This window comes from Winogradskyella pacifica, from assembly GCF_003386275.1.
GTDB lineage: Bacteria > Bacteroidota > Bacteroidia > Flavobacteriales > Flavobacteriaceae > Winogradskyella > Winogradskyella pacifica.
Window position 1 is genome coordinate 816,367 of sequence record NZ_QREI01000001.1, and the last position, 16,660, is coordinate 833,026.

Here is a 16,660-nt window from a genome sequence, read left to right on the forward strand (position 1 = left end):
ATAAATAATGTAAATTTGCACGCCTTAAATAACTTTTATTTAATGTACCAAGATTATTAACTTTAAATTTAGATATGAAAAAAAGTTTAATTATTTTACTATTTGGAGTTTTAACTTCCTTTACCATGATGGCACAAAGTACCATTATTAAAGGTAGTGTAAAAGATGCCGCATCTTCTGAACCAATTCCAGATGTAACAATTACTATTGAAGAAACCCAACAATCAACTTTGACCAACGGTTTTGGTGAATTTATTTTTTCTAGCAATGTGCCATTAGGCGAACAAGTCTTAAGAATTTCTAAAGCTGGTTATGCTACAAAACGTTACCCTATTATTGTAAATGAAGGACAAACCGTAGATATTACGGATATGACTTTAGATATCGATGTCACAGATGTACAAGATATGTTTACAATTACGTTATCTGATGATGAACTTAATGATGACACAAGTGGTGCAGATAACATATCTGGATTATTATCATCTTCATTAGATGTTTTTCAAAGAACAGCAGCTTTTGAGTTTAGTTCTTCTTTCTTTAAAGTTAGAGGTTTAGATTCTGAAAACGGTTCTGTTTTAATGAACGGTATTGAGATGAACAAACTTTACAACGGGAGACCACAGTGGAGTAATTGGGGAGGATTAAACGATATGATGCGTAACCAAGTTTTAACAACTGGTCTTACGCCCTCTGACTATAATTTTGGTGGTGTTTTAGGAACATCAAACATTATAACTAGAGCGTCTTCTTACAGAAAAGGTGGACGTTTTACCTATTCATCTTCTAATAGAAGTTATACTAACCGTGTAATGGCAAGTTATGCATCTGGTTTATTAGATGGAGGCTGGTCTTATGCGCTTATGTTAGGAAGACGTTGGGGAGAAGAAGGTTTTGTGGATGGAACATTATATGATTCTAATTCATTCTTTGCTTCTGTAGAAAAGAAAATAAACGATAAGCATAGTATTAACTTTACTTCAGTTTACACACCTAATAGAAGAGGAAAGTCGTCACCAAACACGCAAGAGATTTATGACCTTAAAGGGATTAAATATAATGAGTACTGGGGAGACCTAGATGGTGAACAACGCAACTCTCGTATTAAAGAAGTTGAAGAGCCAATCTTTATGTTAAATCACTATTGGGATATATCTTCTAAAACAAGATTAAACACTAATGTTGGTTACCAATTTGGAAAACTAGGAAACAGTAGATTAGATTATAGTGGTGGAGGTAACCCAAGTGCTGCTTATTACCAACTACTACCTAGCTACCACGAACAAAGAGATGATCTTGCTGGCGCGTATTTAGCAGGGCAAAAATTTATAAATGATGGTCAATTAGATTGGAATCGTATTATAGATGCTAACGTTACTAATAATATAGGTGACATTACTTCTGCTTACGCTTTATACGAAGACAGAGCTGATGACAAACAACTAACGGTTAATTCTATATTTACTTCTGAAATTAATGAGCACATCGTTATTAATGGAGCGGTAAACTACAAAAACTTAAAATCAGAAAACTTTGGAGAAGTTCTAGATTTATTAGGCTCTGATGTTGGTTTATTAAACGTAGATTCTTTTGACGGGTACCAATACGATAACCGTAATCAAGATAGAATAGTACAAGAAGGAGATAAATACAGATATAACTATAACTTATATGCTGATGTCATTTCAGGGTATGCTCAAGGACAGTTTAAGTATAACAAATTTGATTTCTATGCTTCTGCTAATATAACTAGCACAACATACCAAAGAGAAGGGTTATGGGAGAATAGTAGATTTGATGGAGTTGACGGACGACCAGCATCTTTTGGAAAAGGAGAAGAACTTTCTTTTACAGGCCTTGGTGCAAAAGCAGGATTCACATATAAAATTACAGGAAAACACTTAATTGATGTTAATGGAGGTTACCTTACTAGAGCACCAAATTTACGTAACACGTACTCTAACTCTAGAGAAAATCATTCTGTTGTAAATAATATCAGTGAAGAAATAGTAACATCTTTAGATGCAAGCTACATATTTAGATCACCTATAGTTAATGCTAAAGTTACAGGATTCTATACAAAAATAGAAGATGCTAACGAAGTTGGCTTTTATTATGCTGATGGTTTAAGTGGTGGTAATGATATCGCAGATAACGATACATCTGCATTTGTACAAGAAGTTTTACAAGGTATAGACAAAAGCCATTTAGGAATGGAATTAGGAATTGAAGCACAAGTAACACCAACTATAAAATTAAAAGGTGCTGCTTCTATTGGTCAATACACATACGACAACAACCCTAATTTATACTTAACGTCTGCTAGTTTTCAAACAGCAGATGGATCCGGTTCTATTGATTATGGTAAAGCGAATTTAAAAGATTATAAACTTGCAGGAGGCCCACAAAGAGCTGCTTCTATTGGTTTTGAATATAGAGATCCAGATTTCTGGTGGTTTGGAGCAACAGCTAACTTCTTCTCTAATGCTTATATAGATGTTAATGCATTAACAAGAACAGAGAATTTCTATTTGGATTCAGACGGATTACCAATAAATGACTATGATGAAGATATAGCTACTGACTTATTAAAACAAGAGAAAATTAGCGACTATATGGTTATTAACCTTGTAGGTGGTAAATCTTGGAAAGTTGATGAATATTATATTAGTCTATTTGCTAGTGTTGGTAACATCCTAGATGAAGTTTACAAAACAGGTGGTTTTGAGCAAGGTAGAAATGCTAACTACAGAGAACTTAGAGATGATAATGCTGATGGCAATCCTCAATTTGGTTCTAAGTACTGGTATGGACGTGGAGCTAACTATTTTGTTAACCTAAACGTAAGATTCTAAAAAGAAAAATTAACAAATAATATCACAATTATGAAATGTTCAAATTTCATAGATTCAATAATTATAAATAAAAAAGTTATGAATAAAGCGATTAAATCTTTAAAATTAATATTAGTCTTAATAGCTTCTGTAGCTATTACATCTTGTGTCCAAGATGATGACTATACTATTCCTAATAGCTTAGGAGACGAAGAAAATAAAAGTCTTACATCATTGTTAGAGACTGGAAATGAATTGACATTTGCAGAAGTTAAAGCATTGTACCAAGGAGGAGAGTTCATCGAAGCTGTAGATACTAACGACTATGTAAAAGGTTATGTATCTTCATCTGACCAAACAGGGAACTTCTTTAAAGAATTTTTTATTCAAGATAGTCCTACGAACCCAACATCAGGTTTAAAAGTAATTTTAAACCAAGTTGATACTTATAACCAATTCAATTTAGGAAGAGAAGTTTATATTAGTCTTCAAGGTTTATTCATTGGTGAAGAACGTGTTGGAAATGGGGTTACTACTATTGGTGGAGGAACTGAAACTGATCAATTTGGTACTACTGTATCAAGTTTAAATGAAATTCAAATTAGACAAAAAGTTTTAAGATCTACAGTTACTGAAGAACTTACTCCTTTAAATTTAGGTTTAACTGCAATTAACGCTAGCCATGTAGGTGTTTTAGTAAATGTTCAAAATGTTGAATTTGCTGATAATTTAGCTGGTTTAAATTATTTTGACCCAATTGAAGTTTTCGATACTCAAAGAATCTTACAAGATTGTAGTGGTTTTACTTACCCACAATTTATATTAGAAACGAGTAGTTTTTCTAGTTTTAAAAATGAGCCTTTACCAATTGGAAACGGTTCTGTTACAGCTGTAGTTAGTAAAACTTTTGATGGAGCTAGCTTAATATTAGCTCTTAATTCTACGGATGATGTAGATATGGACAACCCGAGATGTACTTTATTAGACATTTCAGATTTCGAAGTTGTTTATCATGAAGGTTTTGATAGTGGTTTAGGCGACTGGGAAGTTATAAACACATTAGGTACAGAGGAATGGTACGCTAGCAGCTTTAGTGGAGAAGGTTATGTTAGAGGTTCTGCATTTGAAAATAATACTACAACCTTAGAAATGATTAGCTGGTTAATCTCTCCTTCAATAGATTTTGATGCTCAAGATAATGAGAGACTTATATTACAAATTGCAGATGCTTTCAGTAATGGACAACCATTAAAAGCATATTATTCTAATGATTATACAGCAGGATCTAACCCAGATGATGCTACATGGACTGAAATAGGAGCATCTGAAATTGCTGCTTTACCAGAAAACACAGGCTTTTTCAACAATGTTTATGATGCTACTGGATTAATCAATATTTCAATGATTACAGGTAACGCTGTTTTAGCGTTTGTTTATGATAGTGAAAACGCTACAATATCTACTACTTTAGATTTAAGTGACGTACAAATCATAGCGCAATAAAAGTTTTTCTTAAGAACATAAAAAAAGACTGCCTTTTCAGGCGGTCTTTTTTATATAAATATTTGATGCTGCAAACGAATGGTAAGTATGACTATTATATCTTATTTAATTCATACGGATTTATTGTAAATCACTATATTTATCACCCTTAAAAAAAAGGATACAATCTTTATGTTAGACACCTTATACATCTCTATATTTAGCCATTATAAAAAAACTTTAGGCAAAAAAAGCATCAATATAGCTTTACTTTATATTAGTGCTTTAGAAGTGTCTATTGTACTTGTAATAGCTGCCTTTCTTATGGCGTTTGCGAGCCAAATGAACATGCAAGTGATGTCTTCTACAAAATTTTGGGTATTATTTTCAATAGTCGCATTGTTTATAATTTCTAAAAACTGGATGCGTTACAACGGAAAGAAACGAATGATTCTTAACGCTAAATCTAAACGCAGTGACACTTCTATATACTTACTATGGCTTTTCCCTCTAGGGTGCTTTGCAATAGCTTTTATACTACTTCAAGTTCAATAAAAAAACGCCACCCTTTCGGATAGCGTTTTTATACTATTTTATGTTATCTGAATTTATTCAGTTACTTTCTCTTTACTACAACATTCTTTTTTACAATCTGCTTTACAAGCTGTTTTTTCGCCCTCTGTTTTATTTGCACAACAAGCCTCTTTACAGTCTGCTTTACAAACTTTCTTATCAGCGCCAAAATCATCTACAGCATGCATGTCTTTAACCTTATAAGTATCTGACACTTTACCAACTGCTTCTTCTAAAGATTTAGGCGTTACTTTAGCCTCATCATACTCTACCATAGCTAAACGCGCATCAAAATCAACTTTTGCAGATTTTACACCTTCCATTTTCGCCATCTTCTTTTCAATAGTTTTAGCACAACCCATAGCACAAGTCATTCCGTCTATTCCAAACTCTACTTTAGCATACGTTGCATTAGGATCTAGAGTTTTAGCAACGTCTTTTTTAGCAACTTCTACATCTACAGTTTTTACTTCTGGTTCTGATTCATTTTTACAAGAGGTAAAAACCAAAGCCACAATTGCTACTATACTTATTGTCTTAAATATCTTCATTGATTTAAAGTATTAATATTTTGGTTAAAACTAACAAATATTGACGTTCCTTGCGAAACAATTAACGAATTTTATGACTCAATTACAGCGTTTTTGTACGAAAACCCCTAATTTGAAATGGATATACCTTATAATACTATCCATTATATGGGGAAGCTCATTTATACTTATTAAGAAATCGCTTTTAGGACTTACAGCTTATCAGCTCGGAGCGCTTAGAACTATTATAACAGGACTACTTCTTTTGGCTTTTGGTTTTAATACACTAAAAACAATTCCAAAATCTAAATGGAAATGGTTGTTAATTTCGGGGCTTTTAGGTTCATTTATACCAGCATTCTTTTTTGCCATTGCAGAAACAGAAATTGATAGTGCTGTAGTATCAATATTAAACTCATTAGTGCCATTAAACACGATTTTATTAGGCTTTGCTGTTTTTAGAATCACATCAACCAAGCGCCAAGTTTTTGGCGTCATTATCGGCTTTATTGGTACGGCAATTTTAATTTTAAAAGGATCTGAATTAAACCCCAATCAAAATTATTTATATGCAGGCTTTGTAATTGCATCAACAGTAATGTATGCCGCAAACGTCAATATTATAAAACGCTATTTACAAGACGTAAAACCATTGGCTATTGCTGCTGGCAATTATGCCTTCATTGTTATTCCTGCACTAATTGTATTACTATTTAGTGACTTCTTTACGGCAGAAACGCTCTCTAATCCAAAGTTATTAGACGCCTTAGTTTATGTTGCTATACTATCTGTTTTTGGTACTGCACTCGCCAAAATATTATATTTTAAATTGGTACAAATGTCCACTCCAGTTTTTGCGTCTTCTGTAACTTACATTATGCCTATTGTCGCTTTAATTTGGGGAGTTTTAGATGGCGAGAATTTAAGTTATATACAAGGTTTAGCGTCAATACTTATTTTGATTGGTGTCTATTTATCTCATAAACCACAGTCTAAACCAAAATAATACCCATAAAAAAACCGAAGCGAAAGCTTCGGTTTTTTTATTAATATTTAAATGTGATTAGTTAAAATCTGCATCTGATACTCCTTCGTTAATTTTAACTTCTGTAGTCTCAAAAGATAAAACTTGAGGTCCTGTTGCTATTTTCATAGTGTTAGGAAACTTCACACCGTCTACTTCTTTATAGTTAGAATAATCAGTAATCGTTGTCATTGTTTGTCCTCCCATCTCTGCAGACTCTTCTGTTCTTACCAAATAGTTAGTTTTAGTATCGTAATATCTATAAGATGCAACATCTCCATTTGTTACTTTAACCTTATAAACATCTGCACCATCAATAGTCATAATACTTTCTAATTCTAAGCTAGAAGCATCAAGATACAATTCTGGAAACAATCCTTTTTCAGCTTTCTTAACTGATAGCATTTTATCGTCCATAACAGTTTTTTGCCCTTGTTGAACCATATAGCCGCTCTCACCGTTAAAACTTTGTTGCATTACAGCACCCATACCTTCTACAACAATTTCCATATAAGATTTGTTTGGTGCCATTTGCTTAACTGTCGCTTTTGGCTTAAATGGTGCTCCTTGAATAGTTACATCAGAATTCACTAAAATTGTATTAATCTTATTTAAATTCGCTTCACCACCAATTGCAGTAATATAATTATTGATAACAGCATCGGCAGTTAAACCTGCTGGTAATGGCTTAGAAAACACAGGCTTTTCAGTTGCATTTGCATATTTATCAAAGTACTTGATTGGAATTCCTGTTTTTTCTAAATTCTCTAAAACTTCAGCACCATTACCTACAACAATAATTCTTAAGTTATCTTCTTTAAAATATTTGTTGGCCACACGTTGAATATCTTCTACAGTTACATCATTTATTTTTTGTAAATATGTAGTGTAAAAATCTTCAGGCAAATCGTTTAACTTAATATTTAGTGCATAGTTTGCAATAGTTTGCGGACGCTCTAAAGCCATTACAAAGTTACCTACATATTTCGCTTTAGCATCTTTTAAAAGCTGAGCATCAACTGGTTCTGTTCTAATTCTTTTAATTTCTTTTAAAGCTTCAATAACAGCACTATCAGTTACTGCATTTCTAACTTTAGCAGTTGCATTAAAACGAGATGCGCCATATCTGTCTGTTCCTAAACTAGAATAAGCACCATATGTATATCCTTTATCTTCTCTAAGATTTTTAAATAAATAACCTTCACCACCACCACCTAAGATGTTGTTGGTAATTAAAGCGATATGATAATCTTCATCATTCATCTTTAAATTAACATTATTTGTAATAGAAAGATTAGATTGTGTAGCATCTGGTACATCAACAAAGTTAATTTGTGTGTACTGTACGTTAGCGCTTGGTTTTGGTACTGTACTGTTAACAGCTACAGACTGTGACCAATTTTTAAAATATTTTTGAATTTGCTTTTTAACGTCTTTATATTTTACGTCACCAATCACAACTAAGTAAGCATGATTTGGGTTAAAGTACTTTTCATAGAACGCAACAGCATCTCCAAAAGTTACATTTTTGATAGTCTCTTCAGTTACAAATTCTCCATAAGGGTGATTTGTTCCATAAGATAAAGCCAAACCAACTCTCCCAGAAATAGCATCTGCACTTTTAGCATCTGCTTTTAAACCCTCAAGTAATTTTGTTTTTTCTTTATCAAACTCTTCTTCTGTTAATAATGGATTGATAGCTGCATCTGCCATTAATTCTAATACTCTATCAGAATACTTCGTTAATGAACTTGCAAAACCGCCACTAATTCCAAAGTTTAGACTTGCTCCTAAGAAATCAATTTCTTCGTTAAAGTCATCTTTAGAAATAGTTGTCGTTCCATTACCTAACATACTTCCGATTAAGCTTTCAATACCTGCTTTTTTCCCTGTTGCCACAGGAGCATTATCGATTCTTAAAGAATAAGATACTCTTGGTAATTTATGGTTTTCTACCACAAGTACCTTTAAACCATTCTTTAATGTAAACTCTTCTGGCTTATCAATTGAGATTTCTGGTTCTGGACCCGCCACAGGGGGCTGAGATCTATCTATTTGTGCACTGGCGCCAATAGTCATTATAAATAATGCGAAAAAGGCTACTATTTTATTGTTCATGTTAATTGCTGTTTTCATATTATTGATCTTCTTTTTTTGGTAGATATTCAATTTCTACTCGTTGGTTAGGGCTTAAATATTTTTTAGCCGCTGCCTGAATGTCTTCTCTAGTAATAGATCTATAAGTGTCTAACTGATTGTTAATTATATTTACATCACCATATAATAAGTAGTATGTTGCTAAAGAACCTGCAATACCTGCAACACTAGAATTTGAGCTTACGAAATCATTTTCAAACTGATTTAAAAGTTTTTGATAATCACGCTCACTAATTAATTCATCTTGAAGTTTTACAATTTCCTCATCAATCTCAGCCAATAATGTATCTAAACTAACCTCTCCTAGTGGTAAAGCGAATAAAGCAAAAATGTTATAATCTACTTGACCAATATTAACCGCTTGTACTGTTAAAGCCTGTTTTTTCTCGTCAATTAACTTTTTGTAAAGTACAGAACTCTTTCCTCCACTTAAGTAACTAGAAATCATATCTAACACATAAGCATCTTTAGTAGATTGACCAGGAAGTCTGTATGCCGCTATAATTGCCGGGATTTGAATATTCTTATCAAAAGCAGTTGCTTTTTTGGTTACAGTAATTGGTGTTTCTTTTGGGAAATTACGCACTACGTCTGGACCTTTTTTAACAGCACTAAAATAATCTTGTACTAATTTTTTAGTTTTAGCATAATCAATATCACCTGCGACAACCAATACAGCATTGTTTGGCACGTAATATTTATCGAAATACGCATTGAACTCTTCTAAAGTAGCAGCATCTAAATGTTCTAATTTACCAATATTTTCATCCTTGTAAGGGTGAACTTCAAAAAGATTCTCACCTATAGTCTTTAGAAGACTTCCATAAGGTCTATTATCGTAACTCTGACGTTTTTCTTCTTTTACAACTTCGTTCTGTGTATCTACACCAACTTGGTCAATAACAGGATGTAACATACGCTCCGACTCTAACCATAATCCTAACTCTAATTTATTAGAAGGGAAGATTTCATAATAGTACGTTCTGTCTTGAGACGTATTTGCATTAAATGTACCTCCATTTGCAGGTATAATTTTCATAAATTCCCCACGACCAATATTTTCAGAACCTTCAAATAAAAGGTGCTCAAAGAAGTGTGCAAATCCTGTACGTTCTCTATCTCCATCTTTTCCTCCTACATCATACATTACAGATGTAATAACAACTGGCGCCGTATTATCTTGGTGCATAATAACGTGTAATCCGTTGTCTAAATCAAATTCCTCAAATTCAACTTTTTGTGCTATTGCCTGATGGCTAATAAACAACAAAGAAGCCAAAGCCAGTAAGTAGTTTTTCATTGTAGTCTTGTTTAAAATTTAAATTGTTTAACTGTTTGTCTCTACTAAATGCATATTGTTACAAAAAGTCTTACAAAAATAAACAATGATTTAACTTTTAACATAATATAACGTAAAAACTATCCCTTATACAGATGGTAATTTTAATGAATATACCTAAACTATCAATTATTTAAAGTAAAAACAGCTCTAAAACCTTTAAAACGCTTGCCTATTAATAATTTAGAAGTATATTTGCATCCGCTTTCTGAGAGGAAAGCTCATTTTTTAATAAACAAATTAATAAAAACGTTACGCTATGTACGCAATTGTAGAGATAGCAGGGCATCAATTCAAAGTTGAAAAAGACCAAAGAGTTTTTGTTAACCGTTTAGCAACAGAAGAAGGTAAGAAAGTAGATTTCGACAACGTTCTTTTAATTGCTGATGGTAACAATATTACTTTAGGCGCCCCAGCTATAGATGGAGCACTAGTAGGTGCAAAAGTCTTAAGACACCTTAAAGGTGACAAAGTAATCGTCTTCAAAAAGAAAAGACGTAAAGGTTACCGTGTAAAAAACGGACACAGACAATCTTTAACTGAAATCGTAATTGAAGGTATTACTGCTTCTGGAGCTAAAAAAGCTGCTCCAAAGAAAGAAGCTAAAAAAGCAGAACCGAAAGCTGAAAAAGCTGCTCCTAAAAAAGCAACTGGTAAAGCTGACGATTTAAAGAAAATTGAAGGTGCTGGACCAAAAGCTGCTGAAGCATTGGTAAACGCAGGTTTCGAAACTTTCGAAAAAATCGCTGCTGCTAAGCCAGAAGAATTAAGCACTGTGCTTACTGAAGCTAGCTCAAGATTAGCACACATCGTTACTGATACTTGGCCAAAGCAAGCTAAATTAGCTGCAGATGGTAAGTGGGACGAGTTACAAGAATTACAAGACAGATTAGACGGTGGAATTGAAAAGTAATTTTCAATTGCATTAATATTAACAAAATAAAACCTTAAGATCATGGCTCATAAAAAAGGAGTTGGTAGTTCGAAGAATGGTAGAGAATCAGAATCAAAACGTTTAGGCGTTAAGATATTTGGTGGACAAGCTGCTATTGCTGGTAACATTATCATAAGACAACGTGGAAACACGCACCATCCAGGTGAAAACGTTTACCAAGGAAAAGATCATACTTTACATGCTAAAGTTGACGGCCTAGTAAAATTTACTAAGAAAAAAGACAACAAGTCTTACGTTTCTATCGAAGCTTTTGAAGCTTAAGAAATAAATTTCTTATCAAATATTAAAACCCTTTCTATTTTTAGAGAGGGTTTTTTGTTTCTATCATTCTAAGCAAAGCGAAGAATCTCATAGTTACATCCTTATTATAGAATAAAAATGCTTCGCTTCGCTCAGAATGACATATTCTTATATAATCTCCATCTTCTTCAAAAGAAAACTCGCATTCATATTTTGACAAACACCTTGTTTTAATTTATAATCGAAAAAGAGTTCGTCGTTTATGATTTCGGCATCGAAGTAATAGTTTTTTACGGCTTCTAACTCGGTTTCAATTTCAGTAAGACTTAAGTCGTGTGTTGCTATGATTCCTGTGGCATGTTGTTTTACTAGTTTCTCAACAAATTTTCGGGAGCCAATCGCTTTGTCTGTACTGTTGGTTCCTTTTAGAATTTCATCTAAAATGACGAAGTAGTTTTTATCATTTTCAATCGTATCTACCACAAATTTCAATCTAGTAAGCTCACTAAAGAAGTACGAGCTATCATCCGTTAACGAATCCGTTGTACGCATACTTGTAATTAACTTAATAGGCTTGTATTTACTTTGTCTAGCACAAATAGGCAATCCAACATTAGCCATGACGATATGAAGCGCAACGGTTCTTAAAAACGTACTTTTACCAGCCATGTTAGCTCCTGTAACAATAAAAAATTGTTCTTCTTTTAATTCTAAATCACTGTCAACACGCTTATCAGCATTTAACAATGGATGCCCTAAACCTTCTGCTAAAATCGTAACGGGTTCATCCGTTAGTACTGGATAGGTAAATTTTTGATGATTAAATGCATAATTTCCGAAGCTATTAAACGCATCGAAGAAGGTAACCACCTCAAACCAATCATCTACTTTATGGCCGTATTTAGAAATCCATTTTTCAACGTTATAACTGTTTCTAATATCTAGCAATAGATAACCATTGCCTAAAACCAATGAAATAAGATTATTTCTGTTATCTAGAGCATCCAGTGCTTTTGAAAACTTTGAGAATATTTCGGATGCTTTCTGGTCTTCGGACCTGATCAATTTTTGTTTCTCTTGTAATAGTTCAGAGTTAAATTCTGTCGTTTCAATAGCTTCTAAAAGCAATGCGTATTGCCTAAACGTATCTTTCGCTCTTCCAGTATGATGTGCTACGGTATCAATCTTTTTCCAATATATACCGGTAATTCCAAGTCCCACTAATAACCAATACCCAATGGTTGTAACTGGGATAATTTCCGCAATTCCCAATCCTAAGATCACCAACGATACGATACTAAAACCAATAGTTAATGCAAGCTGTGTCTTACCTAAAAAAGGGTTATAGTCTTTTAACCATGAAATAATAGAGGCTGCAGAATGTTCTATTTCTACTCCTTGCGCTACAGCAACATAGTTTTGTCTCCATTTAGGTAAATCTGCTAATTCCTTTATAGCGTCTTGTCGTTCTTTAATGTTGGTAATATCGTTAGAAAGCAAATTGGCACTTAATTTCTGAGCTCCTTCTTTAAGCGCTGTTCTATTCATAAATTGAAAGAAAGATCCTTTCCCAAATAAATCGATATCTAAACTAAAAAAATGTTTAGGATCCTGAAACTCTGAACCCTCTAGACGATCATGAAAATCACCTTTTTCTATTTTTAATTCCTCTTCATTAATCGCAATTAATCGTTTGTGTAGATTTCGCTTCGATTTTAAATCTGTGTAGCGCGCTAGTAAAAAAAGAAAACTAGAGATACCTAAAACAGCAATTCCTGCGGCAATTTTCCAATTCTCATAAGTGAAATAAATTCCAATTCCTGAAAGCACAAAAATGGCAAGTCTAAGTAAACTATATAAGCTTAGCTGTTTAAATATACGTTTAGAAGCTACCTGATTTAATTCTAATTGCTCTTTGTAAAAAGATGCTGGGTTTTGCATAAGTCTATAATAAAATTGAAATATAAGAAAAGTAAAAATCCCAAGTCATGATTAGGCTTGGGATTTTGTATAATAAGATTTCTGCTTTCGCAGGAATTTGTTAACCTTTTAAAGTCGCAGATAAATACTCACGATTCATACGTGCAATATTTTCTAAGGAAATACCTTTAGGACATTCTACTTCACAAGCACCTGTATTTGTACAGTTACCAAAACCTTCTAAATCCATCTGCGCAACCATGTTTTTAACACGATCTACGGCTTCAACTTGTCCTTGTGGTAATAACGCATATTGCGATACTTTGGCACCAACAAATAACATGGCTGAAGAGTTTTTACAACTCGCTACACAAGCACCACAACCTATACAAGTTGCAGCATCCATAGCTTCATCTGCTGCATGCTTAGAAATAGGAATACTGTTAGCATCTTGAGTGTTACCAGAAGTGTTTACAGAAATATAACCACCTGCTTGTTGAATACGCTCAAAAGCCATTCTGTCTACAACTAAATCTTTAATTACAGGAAACGCTGCTGCTCTAAATGGCTCAATAGTAATTGTATCACCATCATTAAACATACGCATGTGCAACTGGCATGTTGTTACACCTCTATCTGGTCCGTGTGCTTCACCATTAATGTACATAGAACACATACCGCAAATTCCTTCACGACAATCATGATCAAATGCTACAGGTTCTTCACCAGAGTTTACTAATTGCTCATTCAAAACATCCATCATTTCTAAGAAAGACATGTGTTCTGAAATATCAGTAACTTTGTAATCGACCATTTGACCCTTAGCTTTTGAGTCTTTTTGTCTCCAAATTTTAAGTGTTAAATTCATATCGTCTTTCTTATTTGTATGAACGTTGTTTTAGTTCAATATCTTTAAATTCTAATTCTTCTTTATGTAATACAGCATTAGCCGGTTCTCCTTTATATTCCCAAGCAGCAACAAAGGCAAAGTCTTCATCATTACGCTTCGCTTCTCCTTTTTGAGGACCATCTAATTCTGCAGATTCTTCTCTAAAGTGTCCACCACAAGATTCTTCTCTCATTAAAGCATCTTTTGCAAACAATTCTCCTAGTTCTAAGAAATCTGCAACACGCCCAGCTTTTTCAAGCTCAGGATTCATTTCATCTGCTGTTCCTGGTACAGAAACATCTTTCCAGAATTCTTCTCTTATGGCTTTAATTTCTGCCATAGCCTCTATTAAACCTTCTGCGTTTCTAGACATCCCTGCCTTGTCCCACATTACTTTCCCTAATTTCTTATGGAAATAATCAACAGATTTTGTTCCTTTATTATTTACGAAAAAGTTAATTCTATCGCTTACTTCTTTTTCTGCTTCATCAAATTCTTTAGTATCCGTTGGAATTTTCCCAGTACGAATATCATCAGATAAATAATCACCTATAGTATATGGTAATACAAAATAACCATCTGCTAAACCTTGCATTAAGGCAGAAGCTCCAAGTCTGTTTGCACCATGATCAGAGAAATTAGCTTCACCAATACAATAACAACCAGGAATCGTAGTCATTAAGTTGTAATCTACCCAAACACCACCCATTGTATAGTGTACTGCAGGATAAATCATCATCGGTGTTTTGTATGGATTTTGATCTATAATCTTTTCATACATCTGAAATAAGTTTCCATATTTCGCTTCTACGATCGCTTGACCTAATTCGTAAATTTTTTCGTCTGAAGGATTTGTGATATTATGAATTTTAGCTTGCTCTCTTCCGTAACGTTCAAAAGCAGAAGCAAAATCTAAATATACAGCTTCACCAGTTGCATTAACACCATAACCAGCATCACAACGTTCTTTTGCTGCACGTGATGCTACATCACGAGGTACTAAGTTACCAAATGCAGGATAACGTCTTTCTAAGTAATAATCGCGTTCATCTTCTGACAAATCAGTTGGTTTTTTACGACCTTCTCTAATTGCCATAACGTCTTCCATATTTTTAGGAACCCAAATACGACCATCATTACGCAATGATTCTGACATTAAAGTCAGTTTCGATTGGTAATCTCCCGAACGTGGAATACATGTTGGGTGAATTTGTGTATAACAAGGATTTGCGAAATATGCTCCTTTTTTATGAATTTTCCAAGCTGCAGTTGCGTTAGATCCCATAGCGTTTGTTGATAAGAAATATACATTTCCGTATCCACCAGAACCAACAACAACAGCATGTGCCGAATGTCTTTCTATTTCACCAGTAATTAAATTACGAGCAATAATACCTCTTGCTTTTCCGTCTACAATAACAACGTCTAGCATTTCGTGACGGTTAAACATTTCGATCTTACCACGAGCAATTTGTCTATTCATTGCAGAATACGCTCCTAATAATAACTGTTGTCCTGTTTGTCCTTTAGCGTAAAATGTTCTAGAAACTAAAACACCACCAAATGAACGGTTGTCTAATAATCCACCATAATCACGTGCAAAAGGAACACCTTGAGCCACACATTGGTCAATGATATTAGCAGACACCTCAGCTAAACGATAAACGTTAGCTTCACGAGAGCGGTAATCACCACCTTTAACGGTATCGTAAAATAATCTATAAGTAGAATCACCATCACCTTGGTAATTTTTTGCTGCATTAATACCACCTTGAGCTGCAATTGAGTGCGCTCTACGAGGTGAATCTTGGTAAGCAAATGCTTTTACATTATAGCCTAACTCGGCTAATGTTGCAGCAGCAGAGCCACCAGCTAATCCTGTTCCAACAACAATAACATCAATATGACGTTTGTTGGCAGGATTTACTAAATCGATGTGATTTTTATAATCGGTCCATTTATCTTTAATTGAACCCTTTGGTACTTTTGAATCTAAAGCCATATTAGATATGTTTTAATGATTAAGGTGATGAAATAATGCAATAAATATAAATCCTAATGGAATAATAATTGCATATGCTTTTCCAAATCCCTTTAATCCTTTTGTGTATTTATTATTTGCACCAACCGACTGAAAGGCTGAGCTAAATCCGTGTAGTAAATGTAATGCTAAGAAAACAAAAGCAATTACATAAAGTACAACTCTCCAAAGGTCTACAAACTTGTGTTGAAGCTCTTCGAAATACCTAAATTCTCCGTTAGCAAGTTGCCCAGACATATCACCAACAATATATTTGGTGTTTATTTCTGGAAACCAAAAATCGTAGAAATGAAGTCCCATAAAAGCTAAAATTGCAGCTCCACTCCAAATCATATTTCTACTCATCCAAGTAGAATTTGCAGCACCATTATTTTTAGCATAAGAAATATTTCTTGCTTTATTGTTTTTTATCTCAAGTACAAATCCCATTACAAAATGGAAAATAACACCAAAAATTAATACAGGTTGCATCAGATATTGAATGACCCAAAACGTTCCCATAAAGTGTGATACTTCATTAAAAGTATCTGCACTGAAAACAGATAATAGATTAATTGCAAAGTGTTGTAATAAGAAAATCATTAGGAAGAAAGCCGAAAGTGCCATGGCAAATTTTCTTCCAATCGACGAATTTAGAATTCCGCTCATTGTATATTTTGATTTATTTAGTCTAACA

The 16,660-nt window shown here is 33.6% G+C and carries 13 protein-coding genes; 6 read left to right on the forward strand and 7 right to left on the reverse strand.

Going from position 1 to position 16,660, the window contains the following annotated elements:
* Positions 1-74 precede the first annotated feature (74 nt).
* The 3 genes from DFQ09_RS03520 to DFQ09_RS03530 all read left to right on the forward strand — a co-directional run bounded on the left by DFQ09_RS03520 (position 75) and on the right by DFQ09_RS03530 (position 4,871).
* On the forward strand, positions 75-2,855 hold the full coding sequence (locus DFQ09_RS03520) for a carboxypeptidase regulatory-like domain-containing protein (protein ID WP_115808253.1): 2,781 nt from the start codon (positions 75-77) through the stop codon (positions 2,853-2,855).
* 78 nt (positions 2,856-2,933) lie between these two features.
* Positions 2,934-4,337, forward strand: coding sequence for a DUF5689 domain-containing protein (locus tag DFQ09_RS03525; protein ID WP_115808413.1), 1,404 nt, complete (start codon positions 2,934-2,936; stop codon positions 4,335-4,337).
* A gap of 171 nt (positions 4,338-4,508) precedes the next feature.
* Positions 4,509-4,871 carry a hypothetical protein gene (locus DFQ09_RS03530; RefSeq protein ID WP_115808255.1) on the forward strand — a complete coding sequence of 121 codons (363 nt, stop codon included), beginning with the start codon at positions 4,509-4,511 and terminating at the stop codon, positions 4,869-4,871.
* Positions 4,872-4,924: 53 nt separating this feature from the next.
* Here the strand turns inward: DFQ09_RS03530 and DFQ09_RS03535 are convergent, their stop codons facing one another.
* Positions 4,925-5,440 carry a cation transporter gene (locus DFQ09_RS03535; protein ID WP_115808257.1) on the reverse strand — a complete coding sequence of 172 codons (516 nt, stop codon included), beginning with the start codon at positions 5,438-5,440 and terminating at the stop codon, positions 4,925-4,927.
* A 73-nt stretch (positions 5,441-5,513) separates the two neighbouring features.
* Between DFQ09_RS03535 and DFQ09_RS03540 the strand changes: the two genes are divergently transcribed.
* Positions 5,514-6,425 carry a DMT family transporter gene (locus tag DFQ09_RS03540; RefSeq protein WP_115808259.1) on the forward strand — a complete coding sequence of 304 codons (912 nt, stop codon included), beginning with the start codon at positions 5,514-5,516 and terminating at the stop codon, positions 6,423-6,425.
* Between the two features lie 57 nt (positions 6,426-6,482).
* On the opposite strand, the gene DFQ09_RS03545 is transcribed toward DFQ09_RS03540, so the two are convergent.
* Together DFQ09_RS03545 and DFQ09_RS03550 are read right to left on the reverse strand one after the other, a co-directional pair.
* Positions 6,483-8,579, reverse strand: coding sequence for an insulinase family protein (locus DFQ09_RS03545; RefSeq protein ID WP_245940299.1), 2,097 nt, complete (start codon positions 8,577-8,579; stop codon positions 6,483-6,485).
* Position 8,580: 1 nt separating this feature from the next.
* The gene (locus tag DFQ09_RS03550; RefSeq protein WP_115808261.1) at positions 8,581-9,900 is read right to left on the reverse strand and encodes a M16 family metallopeptidase; all 1,320 of its coding nucleotides are present in this window, start codon (positions 9,898-9,900) and stop codon (positions 8,581-8,583) included.
* 298 nt (positions 9,901-10,198) lie between these two features.
* Here DFQ09_RS03550 and rplU point away from each other — a divergent pair, with 298 nt between their 5' ends.
* On the forward strand, positions 10,199-10,852 hold the full coding sequence (rplU, locus tag DFQ09_RS03555; RefSeq protein ID WP_115808263.1) for a 50S ribosomal protein L21: 654 nt from the start codon (positions 10,199-10,201) through the stop codon (positions 10,850-10,852).
* 42 nt (positions 10,853-10,894) lie between these two features.
* The gene (gene rpmA / locus DFQ09_RS03560) at positions 10,895-11,155 is read left to right on the forward strand and encodes a 50S ribosomal protein L27 (protein WP_074936881.1); all 261 of its coding nucleotides are present in this window, start codon (positions 10,895-10,897) and stop codon (positions 11,153-11,155) included.
* A 147-nt stretch (positions 11,156-11,302) separates the two neighbouring features.
* Here rpmA and DFQ09_RS03565 read toward each other — a convergent pair whose 3' ends face one another.
* The 4 genes from DFQ09_RS03565 to DFQ09_RS03580 form a co-directional block, all read right to left on the reverse strand.
* Complete coding sequence (locus tag DFQ09_RS03565; protein WP_115808265.1) at positions 11,303-13,075, reverse strand: MutS-related protein; 1,773 nt, start codon at positions 13,073-13,075, stop codon at positions 11,303-11,305.
* Between the two features lie 100 nt (positions 13,076-13,175).
* Entirely contained in the window at positions 13,176-13,922 is a 747-nt protein-coding gene (locus DFQ09_RS03570; RefSeq protein WP_040757231.1) for a succinate dehydrogenase/fumarate reductase iron-sulfur subunit, read from the reverse strand.
* A gap of 10 nt (positions 13,923-13,932) precedes the next feature.
* Positions 13,933-15,945 (reverse strand): fumarate reductase/succinate dehydrogenase flavoprotein subunit, encoded by a 2,013-nt coding sequence (locus DFQ09_RS03575; protein ID WP_115808267.1) that lies wholly within the window; start codon positions 15,943-15,945, stop codon positions 13,933-13,935.
* 12 nt (positions 15,946-15,957) lie between these two features.
* Positions 15,958-16,632: a succinate dehydrogenase cytochrome b subunit gene (locus tag DFQ09_RS03580; RefSeq protein ID WP_040757229.1), complete on the reverse strand. Its 675-nt coding sequence runs from the start codon at positions 16,630-16,632 to the stop codon at positions 15,958-15,960.
* Between the last annotated feature and the right edge of the window lie 28 nt (positions 16,633-16,660).

What these genes read in the sequence shown, in the direction of transcription:
- rpmA (WP_074936881.1), top strand. Translation starts at nt 10,895, where the DNA reads ATGGCTCATAAAAAAGGAGTTGGTAGTTCGAAGAATGGTAGAGAATCA.
- DFQ09_RS03545 (WP_245940299.1), bottom strand. Translation starts at nt 8,579, where the DNA reads ATGAAAACAGCAATTAACATGAACAATAAAATAGTAGCCTTTTTCGCA.
- DFQ09_RS03575 (WP_115808267.1), bottom strand. Translation starts at nt 15,945, where the DNA reads ATGGCTTTAGATTCAAAAGTACCAAAGGGTTCAATTAAAGATAAATGG.
- rplU (WP_115808263.1), top strand. Translation starts at nt 10,199, where the DNA reads ATGTACGCAATTGTAGAGATAGCAGGGCATCAATTCAAAGTTGAAAAA.
- DFQ09_RS03530 (WP_115808255.1), top strand. Translation starts at nt 4,509, where the DNA reads ATGTTAGACACCTTATACATCTCTATATTTAGCCATTATAAAAAAACT.
- DFQ09_RS03550 (WP_115808261.1), bottom strand. Translation starts at nt 9,900, where the DNA reads ATGAAAAACTACTTACTGGCTTTGGCTTCTTTGTTGTTTATTAGCCAT.
- DFQ09_RS03580 (WP_040757229.1), bottom strand. Translation starts at nt 16,632, where the DNA reads ATGAGCGGAATTCTAAATTCGTCGATTGGAAGAAAATTTGCCATGGCA.
- DFQ09_RS03535 (WP_115808257.1), bottom strand. Translation starts at nt 5,440, where the DNA reads ATGAAGATATTTAAGACAATAAGTATAGTAGCAATTGTGGCTTTGGTT.
- DFQ09_RS03540 (WP_115808259.1), top strand. Translation starts at nt 5,514, where the DNA reads ATGACTCAATTACAGCGTTTTTGTACGAAAACCCCTAATTTGAAATGG.
- DFQ09_RS03525 (WP_115808413.1), top strand. Translation starts at nt 2,934, where the DNA reads ATGAATAAAGCGATTAAATCTTTAAAATTAATATTAGTCTTAATAGCT.
- DFQ09_RS03570 (WP_040757231.1), bottom strand. Translation starts at nt 13,922, where the DNA reads ATGAATTTAACACTTAAAATTTGGAGACAAAAAGACTCAAAAGCTAAG.
- DFQ09_RS03520 (WP_115808253.1), top strand. Translation starts at nt 75, where the DNA reads ATGAAAAAAAGTTTAATTATTTTACTATTTGGAGTTTTAACTTCCTTT.
- DFQ09_RS03565 (WP_115808265.1), bottom strand. Translation starts at nt 13,075, where the DNA reads ATGCAAAACCCAGCATCTTTTTACAAAGAGCAATTAGAATTAAATCAG.